We start from the raw sequence: 17508 nt of genomic DNA, 5'->3' as shown, positions 1-17508 counted from the left end.
TCCGAACCCCTTTCATGTGCCCGGTCCGGGGTGCGTGCCCAGGTGAGAGCCACCCCACAGGCTCGGTCCCCGCACCACCAGAGAAGAGACCCGTCCCCCCATGAGTCCCGCCTCCCCCGCCCCGAACAGCCCTGCCCGCAGGGCGGGGGCGCGCATCAAGAGCCCTGATCTGCTGCTCGCCGAGTCCGGAGCCGACCTGGAAGGCCACGGGCTGCGGCGCACCATGGGCCTCTTCCAGCTCGTCTGCTTCGGTGTCGGGGCGATCGTCGGCACCGGTATCTTCGTCGGGCTGTCGGACAGCGTCGCCGAGGCGGGCCCCGCCGTGGTGATCTCGTTCGTCCTCGCCGCGATCACCTGCATCTTCACCGCCTTCTCCTTCGCCGAGCTCGGCGGAGCCATCCCGGTCTCCGGCAGCTCCTACTCCTTCGCGTACGCCACCCTCGGGGAACGCGTCGCGTTCCTGGTCGGCTGGTGCCTGCTGCTGGAGTACGGCGTCTCGGTCTCCGCGGTCGCGGTCGGCTGGAGCCAGTACGTCAACGAACTGCTGGACAGCCTCATCGGCTGGAGTCTGCCCGACGCGCTCTCGTCCGGACCCGGCGACGGCGGCGTGATCAACCTGCCGGCGGTCGTCGTGGTCATGATGGCGGCCACGCTCCTGGTGCGGGGCATCAGGGAGAGCGCGGGCGCCACGGCCGCGATGGCGGTGCTGAAGATCGGGATCCTCATCGCGTTCTGCGCGATCGCCTTCACCGCGTTCGAGGACGGGCACCTCTCGCCCTTCGCCCCCCAGGGCATGGCCGGGGTCACCGCCGGTGCGTCGGTGGCGTTCTTCTCGTACATCGGGTTCGACGCCATCACCACCGCCGGTGAGGAGGTCAGGAACCCCCGCCGCAACATCCCGATCGCGATCATGATCTGCATCGGCGTGGTCACGCTGCTCTACTGCGCCGTCGCCCTCGGCGCCATCGGCGCGCTGGGCGCGGACGACGTGGGCGACAAGCCGGCCGCGCTCTCGCTGGTCGTCGACACGGTCACCGGGTCCGGTGTCGGGGGCGGCGTCATCGCCTTCGGCGCGGTCGTCGCCATCGCGTCCGTCGTCCTCGCGGTGATGTACGGCCAGACCCGGATCCTGATGTCGATGTCCCGTGACGGGCTCATCCCCCGGGTCTTCGAGCGGGTGTCGCCGAAGACCCGCACCCCGGTCGCCAACACGTGGATCGTGGCCGTCGTCTTCGCCGTCCCGGCCGCGTTCTCGTCCCTCGACGTCGTCGTGAACCTGACGACCATCGGCACGCTCGCGACCATGGCGGTGGTCAACGTCGCGGTCATCGCGCTGCGCCGCCGGAACCCCGAGCTGAGGCGTTCCTTCCGGGTGCCGCTCTATCCCTTCAGCCCGGTCCTGGGTATCGCCTTCTGCCTGTACCTGATGTACGGCACGGGCTGGACGACCTGGGTGCAGTTCGTCGTCTTCCTGGCGGTGGGCGCCCTGGTGTACGCGGGATACAGCCGCAGCCGCTCCCGGCTCGTCAGTCCCGGGGAGCCGCGGGACCAGGTGGTGCCGGGCTCGACCGGAGGGTGAACCAGACCGCCTTGCCGTGCTCGGTGGGGCGGTGGCCGCAGGCGGAGCTGAGGGCGCGTATCAGGAGCAGCCCGCGCCCGTGCTCCTGCCACGGGTCCGGCGCGCTGCCGGGCGTCAGGCGGGACAGGTCGCCGGGCGGACCCGGGTCGTGGTCGTGGACCTCGACCTGGCAGCCGGACGCCAGGAGCTCGACCACCAGCTCGATGGGTCCCGAGCCGTCGGTGTGCTCCACGGCGTTGGCGACCAGCTCGGCGGTCAGCAGCTCGGCGGTGTCGCTGTCCGCGGGCGCGTCGAGGTCCGCCAGCGCCGTACGGACGAGGGCGCGGGCGACCGGCACGGCTGCCGTCGAGTGCGGCAGGGCGATGCGCCACGAGCGGGGCGGCGGTGCGGGGACGTCGGACGGCAAGGCGGGCGTTTCCGTTCGGGAGCGAGGTATCCGGAAGGGGACTTCGGCCCCGGGGGTGCTGTGCCCGGGGCGGCGTCCTCCGTCACCGGAAGGTACGTGCTTCTGTACCAGGACTTCCTGCGCTCAACCATACGAAGCGCGACGCCGCAGACATAGGGGCTGACGACCGGCGCAAAAGGGACGTTCGCCACAGTGACGCGGTCGCGCTCCGTCGTGCACTCATGACGGAACTCACAGATGAGCGATGGATTCGAAGCGCATCAGGAGCAGCCCGACGGCTGGAGGAGACCTTCCCTCACCCCGGCAGGGCCTGGCCCCCGGACCGCGGCTCCTGGCCGCCCTCGCCGTGCCGCCTCCACCTCATGACGTCCGCGGCGACCAGCCGGCCCCGCGCCGCCGGCGCCTCCGGGGGGTCAGGCGCTCAGCGTGGCTCCGCCGTGATCAGCAGGCGGTCGGAGACGGCCTCGTAGCCGATGCGCCGGTAGACCCCGTTGCTCGTCGGATTCGCGAGGTCCGTGAAGAGCAGCACCTCCCGGGCCCCGCCCTCCCGCGCCACGCGGCTCGCCTCCGCCGTCACCGCTGCCGCGTAGCCTCGGCCCCGGTGCTCCGGTGGTGTGTAGACGCTCGCCACCCGGACCATGCCCGCGATCCTCCGCGAGACGCCCGCCATCGACACCGGGACACCGTCGGTCTCCCAGAGGGTCAGGCCGCCGTGGGCCGTGCGCTCGTCCACGATCGGTTCCGCCCGGTCGCCCGACTGGCCGGTCTCCCGGCCGAACGCCTTCAGCCACTCGACGAGCACCGTGCGGTCGGCGGTGGTGGCCGCCCGTGGGCCCCCGGCGGGTGCGGGGGAGGGCGGCACCAACGTACCCAGCCTGTACAGCCGGTGCTCCTCGTCGACCCGGTGGCGGGGCCAGCGGGCGGCGAGGGCCCGGGCGGTGTCGCGGTCGGCGTTGACGCCCGGCAGCGGCAGCGCGTGGGCCAGCGCCTCGACCGCCTCGGCGGCAGCCGTGCCCAGGATCGGCACGAAGGGCGGTGTGCGCACCAGCGCCCCGGCCACCTCCCCGTCCGCCCCGCGCCACCAGCCCAGCACGGGCGGCTCCGGGCCGTAGGCCCCCGGCCCGCTGTCCCGCAGGGTGGCGGTGACCGTCAGCAGCAGGGTGTTCTCGGCGGGCCGGGCGGCCAGGAACGCTCCGGCCGCCTCCAGGAAGGCGTCCACGTCATCGGTGAAGGTCCAGGTCATGCCTCATCCTGTCGGGTCGTGCGGCCCCGGTCATCCAGATATCAGGGACGCATCACGGGCGCTCCCGGACCAGGTCAGGTCCCGCCACCGGGCCACGACTGAGGCGGCACACGGAGGGGGCGACCCCTCCGTGTGCGGCGGGGATCAGTACGGCTTGACCAGTACGTGGGCGGCGCCCGGCATGCCGACCTTCAGCAGCTCGTCCTCCTCGGGCGTCGTCGCGCTGCCCGTCTCCTCCTTGAGGAGCGCGCGCGAGAGGTTCTGCACGAACATCGCGCGCGACCGGCGGCGTTCCTCCCACGCGCCGAGGGCGACCGCGACGTCGTCCTCCGCGTCCAGCGAGCGCGCCAGGACCAGCGCGTCCTCCACCGCCATCGCCGCGCCCTGCGCGAGGTTCGGGGTGCTCGCGTGCGCGGCGTCACCGGCGAGGACGACCCGGCCGACGTGCCAGGGGGCGTCGACGGTCACCTGCGAGATGCGCGAGTACACGACGCCGTCCGCGCCGGTGACCGAGGCGAGGGCCTCGGCGACGGGCCCTTGGAACGCGGCGAGACGCTCGCCGAGCTGCTCGTGGGCCCGCACGGGGTCCGGGCGGAAGTCCGGCTCCTCGGCGGTCACGGCGGCCAGGTACATCAGCTTGTCGGTCATGGGGGTGAGCAGGGCCTTCGTGGACGTCCGGCCCACGCTGACCACCACGCCCTGGACCTCCGGCAGACGGGGCACGGTGACCCGCCAGTTGGCGAAGCCCGTGTACTCGGGGGTGAAGCGGTCGCCGTACAGCCGGGTCCGCAGCGGCGACCCGATGCCGTCGAAGCCGACGACGAGGTCCCAGCGGGCACAGGAGCCGTCGGACAGCGTCACGTCGACGCCGGAACCGTCGTCGGTCAGCTCGCTGATCGTCGTACCGAAGCGGATCGGGACTCCGGCGGCCGTGGTGGCGTCGCCCAGGATCCTCGCCAGGTCGGGGCGCGGTATGCCGTTGCCGGGCGGGATGTCGTCCATCCGCGGCTGCGGGATCTTGGCGAGCGCGGTGCCGGCCGGGTCGCAGATGGTCAGCACCTCCCACTCGAAGCCGGCTGTCAGGCATGCGTCGAGCACGCCGATCTCTCGCATGACGTGCAGGGCGTTGGACGGCTGGATGATGCCGACGCCGAGCGCGTCCAGTTCGTCACGGAGCTCGACGACCTCGGCCGTGTGCCCGCTCCGGGCGAGCGCGACGGCGAGGGTGAGCCCGCCGATGCCACCGCCATGTACCAGTACACGCAGGGGTGTTGCCATCTCAGGTCTCTCCAGGCGAGAAAAGAAGGAAGGGGAAGGGGAGGCGGTCAGCCCACGGCCGCGGGCAGGCTCATCAGGTGGTCGACCAGGGCGAGCAGTACGTCGCGGCCGAAGGGCCGCTCCCGGACGTCACCGATGAGCAGCGGGACGTGCGGATCCAGGTCGAGGGCGGCCCGGATCTCGTCCGTGGTACGGGTGTTGTGCCCGTGGAAGCAGTTGATCGCCACCACGAAGGGGATGTCCCGGCTCTCGAAGAAGTCGATCGAGGCGAAACTCGTCTCGAGCCTGCGGGTGTCGGCGATCACGACGCCGCCGAGCGCGCCGTTGACCAGGTCGTTCCACATGAACCAGAAGCGTTCCTGGCCGGGGGTGCCGAAGAGGTACACCACCAGCTCCGGACTGACCGTGATGCGGCCGAAGTCCAGTGCCACCGTGGTGGTGTCCTTCTGTCCGACCCCGGCGAGGCTGTCGACGCCGACGCTCGCCTGGGTGAGGTACTCCTCGGTGCGCAGGGGTGTCACCTCGCTGACGGCGCCCACCAGGGTGGTCTTTCCGACGCCGAAGCCACCGGCTATGAGGATCTTGACGGCGGAAGGTGCCGTCTGGCTGCTTGTCATATCGGTTCAGAGTCTCCGGAGTCCGTCACGTACGGCGGCGAGCAGGCCCATGTTCGCCCCGCCGGACGCCCGGGCCACCGTCAGCGGGGCACGGGCGAGCAGCAGGCCCTGGGCGACCAGATCCGCCAGCAGGATCTTGGTCACCGAGACCGGGAGGTCGAGGCCGGCCGACACCTCGGCGACCGCGGCCGGCCGGCGGCAGCGGTCCAGGATCATGCGGTGCTCCGGCTGGAGCCGGCCCACCCGCAGGGGCGCACCGTGATCGTCCACCGGCCGTTCGGCGGTGGTGAGCACGGTGATGAGGCTGAAGTCGTCCCGTTCCGGGGCGGTCCTGCCACGAGTGATCGTGTACGGGCGCACCATCGTGCCCGCGCCGTCCTCCTCGGTCTCCTCGTCCCAGGGGGGAGTCACGCCCGCTGCCCGTCCCCGGTGCCGAATGCGTCGAAGTCGCCGCGCGCCGGCGCGGTGAGCTTCTGGCCGACCTGCTGGACGAGGTTGTGCATGGCCAGCGACATCACCTCGGCGTCGACCTCCTGCGAGGCGACGACGGCGAGGTGGGTGCCCTGGCCGGCGGCGATGATGAAGAGCCAGATGTCGGCGAGTTCGACGATCACCTGGTGGACCGAACCACCGTCGAACATCTGGCCGACCCCGCGGGCGAGGCTCTGCTGGCCGGTGCATATCGCGGCGAGCCGTTCGGCGTCGGCGCGGTCGAGGGTGCGCGAGTGGCTCACCACCAGTCCGTCGTCGGACAGGAGTACGGCGTTCAGTGTCTCGGCGACCGAGTCCACCAGACCGTCGAGCAGCCAGTCCAGGTCCTGGAGGGTGGCCGTAGTGCGTGTCATGACCGTTCTTCTCTCGTAGGGGAGGGTGCGGCGGGAGCGGGGCCCGGCGGCTCCTCCGCCGCCCGTGCCGCGCGTGAGCGCCGCTGGAATGCCCCGATCGCCGCACCGGCCCGCCGGGGGGCGGGGCGCAGCAGCGGGTTCTCGTCCCAGCTCGGGGGTTTGGGCGGAGCCGTTCGGGCGGCTGGGTCCACCCGGAGCTCGTCCACCAGGCTGGCCTGGCGTACGCGGCGGGGCAGCGGGGGTTCGCCGCCCGCCGGTGCGGGGGCCGGCAGCTCCGCCGGGCCCGCGGGAAGGACGCCCTGTCCAGGCGGACCGTAGGCGTGCGTGCGGGTCGTGCCGCCACCCGCCGGGTAGGGCTGCTGAAGGTCCGGCCCGGGCGCCGTGTACGCGTCCTCGGCCGGCTCCGCGTACGCGTGACCGGGCACGGGGTACTGGCCCGCGGCCGTCATGTACGGCTGCTCCTGGCCGGCGTAGGGCTGATCGGCCCCGGCGTACGGGCCACCGGCCGCGGGATACGCGCCGCCGGTCTCCGCGTACGGCTGTCCCGGTCCCGGATACGGGCCGTCGGCGTACGACTGCCCGGGTCCCGGGTATGCGGCGCCGGCCGAGGCGTACGGCTGCTCCGCGTCGGGGTACGGGGCGTCCGCGTCGGGGTACGGGGCGTCCGCGTCGGCGTACGGGACGTCCGCGTCGGGGTACGGGGTGTCGCCCGGGTAGGGCTGTCCGTCCGGCGGGTAGGGCTGTCCGGGCACCGGGAAGCTGTCATCGGCGTACGGCTGCTTGTGGTCCGGCTGCTCCTCGGCGGCGGGCCGCGTCCTGGCGGCGTGGTCGGCGATGGCCGTGACCCCGGCCATCGCCCGCCCCTGCACCCGGATCGGCAGCGCCCCGGGTGCGGGCGGGGAGTGGTCCGCCGCCGGTGCGGGGACCGCCGGCGGTACGCCGACCGGTCCGGTGCCGGGCTCGGGGACGGTCAGCCCGTCCGGGACCAGGACGACCACGCGGGTGCCGCCGAAGGCGGAGGGCCGGAACTCGACCCGCAGCCCGTGCTGGTCCGCGAGGCGGGAGATCACGTAGAGGCCGAGCCTGATGTCGTCGGAGTGGGCCAGTACGTCCATGCGGGGCGGACGGCTCATCAGTTCGTTGGCCGCGGCGAGCTGTTCCTCGTCCATGCCCAGGCCGCGGTCCTCGACCTCGATGGCCAGGCCGCGGCTTACCTGCGCCGCGCGGACCTCGACCGGGCTCGGCGGCCGGGAGAAGGTCAGCGCGTTCTCGATGAGTTCCGCCAGCACGTGGGAGACCGGGCCGACGGCCCGCTCGGCCAGCCACGGGGCACCGTCGAGGTCCAGCACCACCCGGCGGTAGTCCTGGACCTCGCCCTGCGCGGAACGCATGACGTCCAGCAGCGGTACGGGCTTGCGCCAGCGCCGGTGCGGCGAACCGCCCGCGAGGATCACCAGGTTCTCCTCGTAGCGGCGCAGTCGTGCCGTCAGGTGGTCGAGGTCGAAGAGGCCGTCGAGCACCTCGGGGTCCTCGTGCTTGCGCTCCAGCTCGTCCAGCTTCTTGAGCTGCTGGCCGATCAGCTGCTGCGTACGGCGCGCGATGCGCTGCAGCAGGCGCTCGAAGCCGCGGTGCTGGTCGGCCTGCCTGACCGCCGCCTGCAGCGCGCTGGTGCGTGCCTGGTTGAGCGCGCCGCCGAGCCTGGTGAGCTCGTCGCCGCCCTCGGCCGGGGTGTCGATCGCGCGGGCCTCGGCCTCGACGTCGATCTTCTCCCCCTGCGCCAGCCGTTCGACCACGTCCGGCAGGGCCCTTTCGAGCTCCTCCGCGCGTTCCTGGAGTCCCGAGATGCGCCGGCGCAGGTTCCTGGTGAGGCGCCAGGTGGTCCAGACGACCGCGACGACGGCGAGCAGGCCGATCACCGAGGTGAGGATCATCTTGAGGAGCAGGGACATGACGGTGTCCTTGCCCGTCACCATGACCGCGCCGGTGCGCTTCTCCAGCAGATCGACCAGTTGCGGGGTGACACCGTCCATGGCCTTGCGCCAGGACTTCTCCTCGGCCTTCAGCTCGACGAAGCCGGACCGGTCGGCCGAAGCCGGACGCAGGATCTGCTTCTCGATCTCCGTCTTCGCCGCCCAGGCGGAACTCTCGGTCAGTTCCTGCCACTGGGCCTGCTCGTCCTCGGGGAGGAAGGGGACCACCTTGGTCCCGGCCTGGAAGGACTGTCCGGAGACCGCGTTCCTGACCTCCTGGAGGTCTTCCGTGCTGAGCTTGCCCGTGGGCCAGCCGCGGGCGAGGATCGCGTCCGAGCGGGAGATCATCTCCTTGGCCCAGAAGAGGTCCACAAGAGGCTGTCCCAGTGTGGTCACCTCACCGTTGTCGACATGGCTGAGAGCCGAGAACAGCTCGAGGTCCACGGCGATCAGATCGGTGTAGTAGCCGTAGACGACCGCCTGCTGATCACTGTCGCCCTCGTCGACCAGGGTCCGCTGGGCGGGCAGTTGGCTGATGGCCTCCCGGGCCCGGCCGACGGCGTCCCGTACCTCTTCGGGCGCGTCGTCCGCGCTCACGTCCGAGAGGGACTGGAAGGTCGTGATCGCCTCGTCGGTGAGTGCGCGCTGCTGCTTCAGCGCCTTGCCGGAGCCGCCGGGGCGGGCCAGCGCCTCCGCACTGAGCCGGCGCTCCTCCTGCAGGTTGTAGTACACGATGTTGGACGGTTGGCCCGCTTGTTCGGCCAAGAGTCCCTGGGCTGCCTGGCGTTGGAAGTCCAGGAGTGTCTGGCCACTGGTGACGGCCCACAGGGCTGCCAGTGCGACTCCGGGGACGATCGCCAGTACGAGAAGGGCCGTCCGCAACGACATGGGTGCCGAGCCGGTCCGCCGTGACGCGCGCGTGCGCAGGGGATTCTCCTTGACGTCGATGCCAGTCGGTGACTGGTCAAATACGTTGAGAACTTAGACACATGGATATTAGTCACAGTGCAAAAAAGAAGAGAAAGTGGCCTCACATGTGCAACACGGCGCGCCCACGGAACCCGCACGTATGTCCGCCGAAGTGTCGGTGATGTCCCTCGTGCCCAGGTAGCGGTGTGCGCGCTCCGGAGCGAGCCTGAGGGTGTACGGCTACGTCTCGCGGCGCCGGGGAGGCGACAGCGGTGAGCGGCACATCTCCTCCACGCGGCAGGAAGCGGCATGGCACGAGCCCGGCGTGCGAGGGTCCGGGCGCCGCGGGGCGGTACGGCGTGAACAGGTCGCCCGAGGGGGACGGCCTCACGGTGTCCGGTGAGGCCCACTCCCGGCCGCGCGCCGCCGAGGGCGCCCGGGGCATGCCCGGCGAGGTCCCGGACGAGCCGGTCCACCTGCCACTGAACGCGGACCGGGTGCTCCCGCGGGAGGGAGGGCCAGGGGCGGCCGTCCGGGAAGGGCCGCACCTCATGCCGTGTGATCACCGGTGAACAGGGCAGGCGCCGTTCTGTGACGACAGCGGGACGAGAGCCGGCCCTCGCCGAGGCGGACCGGAACCAGTGGGAGGCGTGCCGCGCGGCGCGCCGGGCGGGTGAACGGGGCCAGGGGATATATCTGTATTCGGTGGCCTTTGTTCCGGACCTTCCCTCGTGATCGCGCTCATCGTCAGCCATTTCGTCCTCGCGGCCTGCGCGGGCCCGCTGGTGCGGCGGCTCGGCAGGCTCGCCTTCGTCGTACTCGCCCTGCCTCCGGCGGCCGCCACGGCATGGGCGGCCACCCGGTGGGAGGGCGCGGCCTCCGGAAGGGCGGTCACCTGGTCCTGGGAGTGGATCGGCACGTACGACGTGTGGTTCGCCCTGCGCCTGGACGCACTGGCCGAGCTGATGGTGCTGCTCGCCGCCGGGGTGGGCATGCTCGTACTGCTGTACTGCGCGTCCTACTTCACCGACAGGTCACCCCAACTGGCGCCCTTCGCCGGGAATCTGCTGGCCTTCGCCGGCGCCATGCTGGCCCTCGTCCTCGCGGACGACCTGATCACCCTGTACGTGTTCTGGGAGCTGACCACGGTCTTCTCCTATCTGCTGATCGGCCACACCAGCGAACGCAAACAGAACCGCCGCTCCGCCCTCCAGGCCCTGACGGTCACCACCCTGGGCGGCCTCGCCATGCTGGTCGGCTTCCTGATCCTCGGTCAGGCGGCGGGAACGTACCGGATCTCGGCGATCGTCGCCGACCCGCCGGAGACCACCCTCGCCGTGTCGGTGGCCGTCGTCCTGGTGCTGTGCGGCGCACTGTCCAAGTCGGCGATCTGGCCGTTCAGCCTCTGGCTCCCGAACGCCATGGCCGCGCCAACTCCCGTCAGCGCGTACCTGCACGCCGCGGCCATGGTGAAGGCCGGGGTCTACCTCGTCGCCCGGCTCGCTCCCGCCTTCGCCGACGTTCCCGTGTGGCGGCCCGTCCTCCTGGTGCTGGGGGGAGCGACCATGATTCTCGGGGGCTGGCGCGCTCTGCGGCTGAACGACCTGAAGCTCGTGCTCGCCTACGGCACCGTCAGCCAGCTCGGCTTCCTCACCGTGCTCGCCGGAGCGGGAACCCGGGACACCGCACTCGCCGCCGCCGTGATGATCCTCGGGCACGCGCTGTTCAAGGCCGCGCTGTTCCTGGTCATCGGCATCGTGGACCACGCGACGGGCACGCGTGATCTGCGCAGGCTCTCCGGCCTCGGCCGCACCGCGCCGCTCCTCTGCACGGTCGCGGTGCTCTCCGCCGCGTCGATGGCCGCCGTGCCTCCGCTCCTCGGATTCGCGGCGAAGGAGGCGGCCTTCGACGCGCTGCTGCGCGGCGATACGGCGGACCGCTGGGCACTGGCCGTCCTCGTCGTCGGCTCGGTGCTGACCGTGGCCTACACACTGCGCTTCCTGTGGGGGGCGTTCGCCCGCAAGCGCGGTGAGCCGGACACCCCTGTCCACCGCGTCGGCGCCGGTCTGCTGGCCCCGCCCGCGGTGCTCTCCCTCGCCGGTCTGGTGCTCGGCCCCGGCGTCGGGTGGACGGACCGCCTGTTCGCCGCCTACGCCGATGCGTTCCCGATGCCGGCCCATCCCTATCACCTCGCGCTCTGGCACGGCTTCGGGACGGTCCTGCTGCTCTCCGCCCTCGCCTGGGCGGGCGGTGCCGCGCTCTTCGCGGGACGTGCGACGGTCACCCGGATCTCCCGGCGCGTCGCCTGGCCGACCGCGGACAGCGTCTTCGGGCACCTGTTGCTCGGCCTGGAACGCGTCGCCCTCCAGGTCACCGGCTTCGTCCAGCGGGGCTCACTCAGCGTCTACCTCGCCATCACCCTGCTGGTCATGCTGGTAGGACAGCTGGCGGTCCTGTTCACCGACCGGCCCTGGGACGGAGCGGTCGCCCCCCGGGTGTGGGACGCCCCGCTCCAGGGCGCTGTCGCCGTGCTGACCTGCGCGGCAGCCCTCTCCTGCCTGACCGTCAGCCGGCGCATGAAGGCCGTCGTCCTGGCGGGCATGACCGGGTACGGGACGGCCCTGCTCTTCGTCGTCCAGGGCGCTCCCGACCTGGCGCTCACCCAGTTCTGCGTCGAGACCGTGTCGATGATCGTGTTCGTGCTGGTCCTGCGCCGCATGCCGGTGCGGTTCGAGGAGTCGATCGGCACCTGGCGGCGGTCCATGCGCATCCCGGTGGCCCTGGGCGCCGCCGCGACGGTCGGCGTGTCGGTGTGGGTGGCCGGCGCCGCGCGTACCGCCGAGCCCGCCGGTGCCGCGATGGTCGAGGAGGTCGCCCATCACGGGCTCAAGGACGTGGTGGCCACCATCCTGGTCGACCTGCGCGCCTGGGACACGATGGGTGAGTCCGCCGTCCTGGCGGCGGCCGCCGTCGGGGTGACCAGCCTCATCTACCTGCACCGGCGCAGCGAGACCGCCATGAACAGGGACGAGCTGCGGGGGGAGACCGCGTGGACGCTCTCGGGCCGACGGCTGAGCGGCCTTCCGCAGGGTGACGACACCGCCCCCGAACGCAGCTGGCTGGCGGCCGGATCCACCCTCGCGCCGGAACACCGGTCCGTCGTGTTCGAGGTGGTGGGCCGACTGCTCTTCCACCCCATCCTGGTGCTCTCCCTGTACCTGTTGTTCTGCGCGGAGAACATGCCGGGCGGCGGCTTCGTGGCGGGACTCGTGGCGGGACTCGCCCTCATCACCCGGTACCTGGCGGGCGGTCGGTTCGAACTCGCCGCGGCCGCGCCGCTGCAGCCCGGCCTCTTCACGGGCCTCGGCCTGTTCGTGTCCACCGGCGTCGCCCTGGGCGGGCTCGCGGAGGGCACGGTGCTGCACGCCTGGACCTATTACGGACACCTGCCCGTGTTCGGTGACTACCACCTGAGCACCTCGGTCGTCTTCGACTTCGGTGTCTACCTGCTGGTCCTGGGCGTGGTCCTGGACATCGTCCGGGCACTGGGCGCCAAGGTCGACCGGCAGATCGAGAGGGCGGCGGGCGCCCTGGCCCCCGCGGCGGACACCGGGACCGGGGGGCCGAACCGATGATCATGAGCGTCTCGCTCCTCGCCACGGCGGTGGTCCTCTGCGCGGTCGGCGGCATGCTCATGCTCACGCGGCCGCTCACCCGCATCCTGCTCGGCGCTGTGATCGCGGGCAACGGGATCAATCTGCTGGTCCTCTCGTCAACGGGCTCGGCAGGCGCCGCGCCCCTGCTCTACGGCGCCCCGCTGCGCCGCATCACCGACCCGCTGCCCCAGGCCATCGCCCTCACCGCCATCGTCATCACCCTCGCCACCACCGCGTTCCTGCTCGCCATGGCCTACCGCAGCTACCAGCTGACCGGCACGGACGAGGTCCACGACGACCTGGAGGACCGCCGCATCTTCCTGCGCGCCGAGGTGCTGGGGCAGCGGGCCGAACTCCGCGAGGAGTACCGGGCGGAGTCCGGACGTTCGCGGAAGGAGCGCGCGCGCTACCGCCAGGAGCACCGCCGGCTGCGCGGCCGTCTGCGCGCCGACCGCGCCCTGCAGGCGCGGGGGCGGGACGCCAGTGGTGACCTGTGGCACGACGTGCTGGGCGCCGATCCGGAGGACTACGTGAACCATCCCCCCGACAGCACCGGCCAGGGGCCTTCGGGCGCCACTCCGGAAGGCAGCGCGCCGTCCGGCCCCGCCGCTCCGGAAGGCCCCCGGGCTCCGGGCCCCGACCGTGGAGCCGCCGGATGAACGCACTCGTCCCGCTGCCCGTCCTGCTGCCGCTCTGCGCCACCGGGCTGAGCCTCGCCTTCGGTACCCGGCTCGCACGCTTCCAGCGCTTCATCAGCGTCGCCGTCCTCACGGCCGTCCTCGGTCTCTCGGTGACGCTGATGATCGCCGCCGACCGGCAGGGCCCCCTCTCCGTCCACCTCGGGGACTTCGCACCGCCGCTCGGTATCACGCTGGTCGCCGACCGGCTCTCCGGGCTGATGCTGACCGTCTCCTCGGCCGTCACCCTCTGCGTCCTGGTCTACTCGCTCGGCCAGGGCATGGCCGACCGGGACAAGGAGACGCCCGTCGCCGTCTTCCACCCCGCCTACCTCATCCTCGTCGCCGGGGTCTCCCTCACCTTCATCGCGGGCGACCTCGTCAACCTCTACGTCGGCTTCGAGATCATGCTGGTCGCCAGCTTCGTCCTGCTCACGCTCGGCGGGACCGGCCCCCGGATCCGCGCCGGTTCCACGTACGTGATCATCTCGCTGTTCTCCTCGATGCTGTTCCTGACCGCGATCGCCATGACCTACGCCGCGGCCGGAACGGCCAACTTCGCCCAGCTCGCCCTGCGCCTGCCCGAACTCCCCCTCGGCGTACAGACCCTGATCCAGGGGTTGCTGCTCACCGTCTTCGCCGTCAAGGCCGCCGTCTTCCCCCTCGCGGCCTGGCTGCCCGACTCCTACCCGACCGCACCCGCCCCCGTCACCGCCGTCTTCGCCGGCCTGCTGACCAAGGTCGGCATCTACTGCATGCTGCGGGTGGAGACCCTCCTCTTCCCCGGGAACCGGCTCGGCGACCTGCTGATGGCCCTCGCCCTCGCCTCGATGATCGTCGGCATCCTCGGAGCGGTCGCCCAGACGGACCTGAAGCGGCTGTTCTCGTTCACTCTCATCAGCCACATCGGCTACATGGTCTTCGGGATCGGCCTGGCCACACGTGACGCGTACGGCGGCGCGATCTTCTACGTCGCCCACCACATCACCGTCCAGACGACGCTCTTCCTCGTCGCGGGACTCATCGAACGCCGGGGCGGCACCAACGAGCTCACCCGGCTCGGCGGACTGGCCAGATCCGCTCCGCTGCTCGCGGTGCTGTTCTTCGTCCCCGCGATGAACTTCGCCGGGATCCCGCCGCTCTCCGGTTTCATCGGCAAGCTCGGCCTCATGCGGGCCGGCGTCGCGGACGGCAGCGCGTGGGCCTGGGTCCTCGTCGCCGGGGCGACCGTGACGAGCCTGCTCACCCTGTACGTGATGGCCAAGGTCTGGAACCTGGCCTTCTGGCGTACCGCGCCACCGGGCCAGGCGGCCTACGGCACGGTCCTGGAGTCCGCCGACGACAGTGACGACGACGACGCCGACGCCGGACCCGACAACGTCCCGGGAACGGGCGACGAAGGAGTGGTTCGGGCCGGCCGGCCCGCCGGACAGACCGTGGCCGCCACCCTGCAGGGGCGGACCGTCATCACCTCGGTCCGCCCGCCCCCGGCCATGACCGCCGCCACCGCGGCCGCCGTCGTGCTCGGGCTGGCCTTCACGGTCCTCGCCGGGCCTCTGACGGCCTTCACCGACCGTTCGGCGGCCGAGCTCATCGCGCGCCGGCCCTATGTGGAGGAGGTGCTCGGCCCGTGAGGCGCCTGATCACGCTGTCGCACCGCAATCCCGACCTGCCCCCGTTCAGCGTCGAGTTCGCCGGCCGCCGGCGCCGGGTGCTCGACCTGCCGCTGATCGCCTGGCTCACCCTGATCTGGGTCCTGCTGTGGTCCACCCTGAGCTGGGCCAACGTCGTCACCGGCGTCGCCGTCGCGGTCGCCGTCTGCCTGGCGTTCCCGTTGCCGCAGGTCGATCTGGGGCTGCGGCTGCACCCCTGGGGCATCATCCGGCTCGCCGGCTACCTGCTCTACGACATGTACACCTCGGGGGTGAAGGTCACCCGGCAGATCTTCGCCGACCGTCCGCACCGGGCCGCAGTCATCGGCGTCCCCCTGCGCTGCCGCGGCGACCTGATGCTCGCCGCGACCGCGGTCACCGTGTCCAACGTGCCGGGTGGCTCCGTCGTGGAGGTGCGCAGGGCCACGGCCACGCTCTTCCTGCACGTCCTGGACGCGGACCGCCCGGAGGAACTGGAGGCGGCCCGGAACTCGGTGTGGAAGCTGGAGGAGCTGACGGTACGGGCGTTCGGCACACGGGACGAGATCGCGCGGGTGGCCGAGCCGCCGCCGGACGCGCCCGCCGGCGGGGAGGAGGCGTCATGAGCGGCCCCGAGACCGTCGACCGGGTGCTGATGACCGCCGCCGTCGTGATGATCGTCGTCGCGGGTGCGCTGCTGCTGGTCCGGATCAGCCGGGGGCCCTCGATGCTGGACCGGGCCATCGCCCTCGACGTCTGCGCCGCCGTGATCATCGCGGGCCTGGGCGCCAAGTCCGGCTTCGCCCGGGACTCGTTCTACTTTCCGATCATGCTGGTGCTCGCCTTCCTCGGATTCACCGGGTCGGTCGGCATCGCCCGCTTCATCGCCGTACGCGACAAGCCGTTGCCGCGCCGGAGGTCCGAAGGGAAGGAGGGGCAGCGGTGAACGTCCTTCTGCAGGTCACGGACACGGCCGGGGCGGTTCTCGTGTTCGTCGGCGCGGCGATCTGCCTGCTCGGGGTGGTCGGCATGCTGAAGCTGCCCGACGTCCTCTCGCGCAGCCACGCGGCGACCAAGCCGCAGACCCTCGGCCTGCTGCTGGTGCTGGCGGGGGTCGGGCTGAGGCTGCGCGGCGGCATGGACCTGGCGACGCTGGGCCTGATCGGCTTCTTCCAGCTGATGACCGGACCGGTGGCCGCCCACCTGGTGGCGAGGTCGGCCTACCGCACGGGGCAGATCGAGCGCGGCGAGCTGCTCTTCGACGACCTGGACGCGCAGCTGACCGAGCCGGAACCGGGGGAGGGGACGGGGCCGCGGCCGGATCCGGGCGCCGGGGAGGACGGATCTCCCGGGGCCGGCCGGTGAAGTGCCGCGTATCCGTCCCGTGGACACGCCCGGTCTGCGATGATGCGGCCGGGAACCACCGGGCGCTGGGGGGCGTATGTCGGGCACGGGTACGGTGCTGCGTGAACTGCGCGGTGCACAGAAGTCGTCCAAGGGTGTGTCGCTCTACTCCAGGTACGTGAACCGGCCGGCCGGCCGCCTGCTGGCCGCGGGCGCGTACCGGGCCGGGCTGTCACCCAATCAAGTCACTCTGACAAGCGCGCTGTTCACTTACGTGTCCATCGCCGCCGTGGCGCTCGTGGAGCCGTCCTGGTCGCTGGGGGTGCTCGTGTACGCGGGTCTGGCCGTCGGATTCGCGTTCGACTCGGCCGACGGGCAGCTCGCCCGGCTCACCGGGCGGGGCGGGCCGGACGGGGAGTGGCTCGACCATGTCGTGGACTGCGCGAAGCTGGTCCTCGTCCACAGCGCCGTCCTGATCTCCTTCTACCGCTTCGGCGGACCGGCCGCGGAGGGCTGGCTCCTGCTGCCGCTGGGCTTCCTGTTCGCCGCCGTGCTCACCTTCTGCGCGGGGCTGCTGCGGGAACAGCTCGGCAAGGCGGCGGCAGGCGCCGCGCCGGTGGCCGCGGGTCCGGCGCCCCCGGTGTCCCGGGTCCGCGCCGTCGGGCTGCTGCCCGCGGACTACGGGGTCTTCTGTCTGGTCTTCCTGCTGTCCGGCGCACCCGGAGCCTTCCGGGCCGGGTACGCCGTCCTCGCCGCCGTGCACGCCCTGTTCCTCGTGGCGTTCCTCGCCAAGTGGTTCAGGGAGCTGAGAGCGCTCCGGGCCGGGTGACGAGCACGTCCAGCGCCCGGCGCAACTGGGTGCTGGACGTGTGCACCGTGTACGGGAAGTAGACGACCTCCACGCCGACCTCGGCGAAGTCCCGCTCCAGACGCTCGCCCTTCTCCGTGCCCCGCCAGTCGTCACCCTTGAAGATGACGTCGAAGCGGACCTGCTGCCAGGTCTCGACCTTGTCCGGGACGGTCTCCACGAACGCCGCGTCCACATAGCGCACGCTGCGCACGATCTCCAGCCGCTCGGGCAGCGGGATCACCGGCTTGTGGCCCTTGGCCAGCGCGGCCATCTCGTCGGAGACGACCCCGGCCACCAGGTAGTCGCACTGACTGCGGGCGTGCCGCAGGATGTTCAGGTGGCCGACGTGGAACAGGTCGTACACCCCCGGCGCGTAACCGACTCGGTGCTGCACCATCCGTTCTCTCCCCCCACGGTGGAACTGGTTCAACGACCTTACTGTGAAGAACACTTGTGCATCCCGTGAACGGATAAGCTCAGGAAAGAGGCTGTTCCGGGGGGAA

General features: G+C 71.8%; 16 protein-coding genes. 8 read left to right on the top strand and 8 right to left on the bottom strand.

Translation table 11 applies throughout. The features are described 5' to 3' along the window. Positions 1-100: 100 nt before the first annotated feature. Positions 101-1579: an amino acid permease gene (locus ACIRJR_RS00635; RefSeq protein ID WP_403771644.1), complete on the top strand. Its 1479-nt coding sequence runs from the start codon at positions 101-103 to the stop codon at positions 1577-1579. Here ACIRJR_RS00635 and ACIRJR_RS00630 read toward each other — a convergent pair. The 7 genes from ACIRJR_RS00630 to ACIRJR_RS00600 all read right to left on the bottom strand — a co-directional run bounded on the left by ACIRJR_RS00630 (position 1527) and on the right by ACIRJR_RS00600 (position 8826). Beyond that, entirely contained in the window at positions 1527-1985 is a 459-nt protein-coding gene (locus ACIRJR_RS00630) for an ATP-binding protein (RefSeq protein WP_403771641.1), read from the bottom strand. The two genes, ACIRJR_RS00635 and ACIRJR_RS00630, sit on opposite strands and share 53 nt — an antisense overlap. A gap of 421 nt (positions 1986-2406) precedes the next feature. Continuing rightward, entirely contained in the window at positions 2407-3228 is an 822-nt protein-coding gene (locus ACIRJR_RS00625) for a GNAT family N-acetyltransferase (protein WP_403771638.1), read from the bottom strand. Positions 3229-3372: 144 nt separating this feature from the next. Continuing rightward, entirely contained in the window at positions 3373-4506 is a 1134-nt protein-coding gene (locus ACIRJR_RS00620) for an FAD-dependent monooxygenase (RefSeq protein ID WP_403771636.1), read from the bottom strand. Between the two features lie 47 nt (positions 4507-4553). Continuing rightward, positions 4554-5123, bottom strand: a complete 570-nt coding sequence (locus tag ACIRJR_RS00615; protein ID WP_403771633.1) for a GTP-binding protein — start codon at positions 5121-5123, stop codon at positions 4554-4556. 6 nt (positions 5124-5129) lie between these two features. Next, positions 5130-5534 carry a DUF742 domain-containing protein gene (locus ACIRJR_RS00610; protein WP_403771631.1) on the bottom strand — a complete coding sequence of 135 codons (405 nt, stop codon included), beginning with the start codon at positions 5532-5534 and terminating at the stop codon, positions 5130-5132. Beyond that, a complete protein-coding gene (locus ACIRJR_RS00605; protein ID WP_403771628.1) occupies positions 5531-5968 on the bottom strand; it encodes a roadblock/LC7 domain-containing protein in 438 nt (145 codons plus the stop codon). Before ACIRJR_RS00605 ends, ACIRJR_RS00610 begins: the two co-directional genes overlap by 4 nt. Further along, positions 5965-8826 (bottom strand): nitrate- and nitrite sensing domain-containing protein, encoded by a 2862-nt coding sequence (locus ACIRJR_RS00600; protein ID WP_403771625.1) that lies wholly within the window; start codon positions 8824-8826, stop codon positions 5965-5967. Before ACIRJR_RS00600 ends, ACIRJR_RS00605 begins: the two co-directional genes overlap by 4 nt. A 752-nt stretch (positions 8827-9578) precedes the next feature. Between ACIRJR_RS00600 and ACIRJR_RS00595 the strand changes: the two genes are divergently transcribed. The 7 genes from ACIRJR_RS00595 (at position 9579) to ACIRJR_RS00565 (ending at position 16984) form a co-directional block, all read left to right on the top strand. After that, positions 9579-12482: a Na+/H+ antiporter subunit A gene (locus tag ACIRJR_RS00595; protein ID WP_403771622.1), complete on the top strand. Its 2904-nt coding sequence runs from the start codon at positions 9579-9581 to the stop codon at positions 12480-12482. Further along, positions 12479-13162, top strand: coding sequence for a Na(+)/H(+) antiporter subunit C (locus ACIRJR_RS00590; protein ID WP_403771619.1), 684 nt, complete (start codon positions 12479-12481; stop codon positions 13160-13162). Before ACIRJR_RS00595 ends, ACIRJR_RS00590 begins: the two co-directional genes overlap by 4 nt. Continuing rightward, positions 13159-14814: a Na+/H+ antiporter subunit D gene (locus ACIRJR_RS00585; RefSeq protein ID WP_403771616.1), complete on the top strand. Its 1656-nt coding sequence runs from the start codon at positions 13159-13161 to the stop codon at positions 14812-14814. The genes ACIRJR_RS00590 and ACIRJR_RS00585 overlap by 4 nt, the downstream gene beginning before the upstream one ends. Next, positions 14811-15437: a Na+/H+ antiporter subunit E gene (locus ACIRJR_RS00580; protein ID WP_403771613.1), complete on the top strand. Its 627-nt coding sequence runs from the start codon at positions 14811-14813 to the stop codon at positions 15435-15437. Before ACIRJR_RS00585 ends, ACIRJR_RS00580 begins: the two co-directional genes overlap by 4 nt. Beyond that, positions 15434-15757: a monovalent cation/H+ antiporter complex subunit F gene (locus tag ACIRJR_RS00575; RefSeq protein WP_403771610.1), complete on the top strand. Its 324-nt coding sequence runs from the start codon at positions 15434-15436 to the stop codon at positions 15755-15757. Before ACIRJR_RS00580 ends, ACIRJR_RS00575 begins: the two co-directional genes overlap by 4 nt. Next, a complete protein-coding gene (mnhG, locus tag ACIRJR_RS00570; RefSeq protein WP_403771607.1) occupies positions 15754-16176 on the top strand; it encodes a monovalent cation/H(+) antiporter subunit G in 423 nt (140 codons plus the stop codon). Before ACIRJR_RS00575 ends, mnhG begins: the two co-directional genes overlap by 4 nt. Before the next feature lie 76 nt (positions 16177-16252). Then, the gene (locus ACIRJR_RS00565) at positions 16253-16984 is read left to right on the top strand and encodes a CDP-alcohol phosphatidyltransferase family protein (RefSeq protein ID WP_403771604.1); all 732 of its coding nucleotides are present in this window, start codon (positions 16253-16255) and stop codon (positions 16982-16984) included. On the opposite strand, the gene ACIRJR_RS00560 is transcribed toward ACIRJR_RS00565, so the two are convergent. Continuing rightward, positions 16953-17402, bottom strand: coding sequence for an adenylyltransferase/cytidyltransferase family protein (locus ACIRJR_RS00560; protein WP_403771601.1), 450 nt, complete (start codon positions 17400-17402; stop codon positions 16953-16955). The two genes, ACIRJR_RS00565 and ACIRJR_RS00560, sit on opposite strands and share 32 nt — an antisense overlap. Positions 17403-17508: the final 106 nt, after the last annotated feature.

This window comes from Streptomyces sp. NPDC102402, from assembly GCF_044765765.1.
Taxonomy (GTDB): domain Bacteria; phylum Actinomycetota; class Actinomycetes; order Streptomycetales; family Streptomycetaceae; genus Streptomyces.
Note: the sequence above shows the minus strand (reverse complement) of the source record. Positions and strands in the feature narration are given on the sequence as shown.

What these genes read in the sequence shown, in the direction of transcription:
- ACIRJR_RS00635 (WP_403771644.1), top strand. Translation starts at nt 101, where the DNA reads ATGAGTCCCGCCTCCCCCGCCCCGAACAGCCCTGCCCGCAGGGCGGGG.
- ACIRJR_RS00615 (WP_403771633.1), bottom strand. Translation starts at nt 5,123, where the DNA reads ATGACAAGCAGCCAGACGGCACCTTCCGCCGTCAAGATCCTCATAGCC.
- ACIRJR_RS00585 (WP_403771616.1), top strand. Translation starts at nt 13,159, where the DNA reads ATGAACGCACTCGTCCCGCTGCCCGTCCTGCTGCCGCTCTGCGCCACC.
- ACIRJR_RS00590 (WP_403771619.1), top strand. Translation starts at nt 12,479, where the DNA reads ATGATCATGAGCGTCTCGCTCCTCGCCACGGCGGTGGTCCTCTGCGCG.
- ACIRJR_RS00560 (WP_403771601.1), bottom strand. Translation starts at nt 17,402, where the DNA reads ATGGTGCAGCACCGAGTCGGTTACGCGCCGGGGGTGTACGACCTGTTC.
- ACIRJR_RS00625 (WP_403771638.1), bottom strand. Translation starts at nt 3,228, where the DNA reads ATGACCTGGACCTTCACCGATGACGTGGACGCCTTCCTGGAGGCGGCC.
- ACIRJR_RS00605 (WP_403771628.1), bottom strand. Translation starts at nt 5,968, where the DNA reads ATGACACGCACTACGGCCACCCTCCAGGACCTGGACTGGCTGCTCGAC.
- ACIRJR_RS00565 (WP_403771604.1), top strand. Translation starts at nt 16,253, where the DNA reads ATGTCGGGCACGGGTACGGTGCTGCGTGAACTGCGCGGTGCACAGAAG.
- ACIRJR_RS00575 (WP_403771610.1), top strand. Translation starts at nt 15,434, where the DNA reads ATGAGCGGCCCCGAGACCGTCGACCGGGTGCTGATGACCGCCGCCGTC.
- ACIRJR_RS00620 (WP_403771636.1), bottom strand. Translation starts at nt 4,506, where the DNA reads ATGGCAACACCCCTGCGTGTACTGGTACATGGCGGTGGCATCGGCGGG.
- ACIRJR_RS00600 (WP_403771625.1), bottom strand. Translation starts at nt 8,826, where the DNA reads ATGTCGTTGCGGACGGCCCTTCTCGTACTGGCGATCGTCCCCGGAGTC.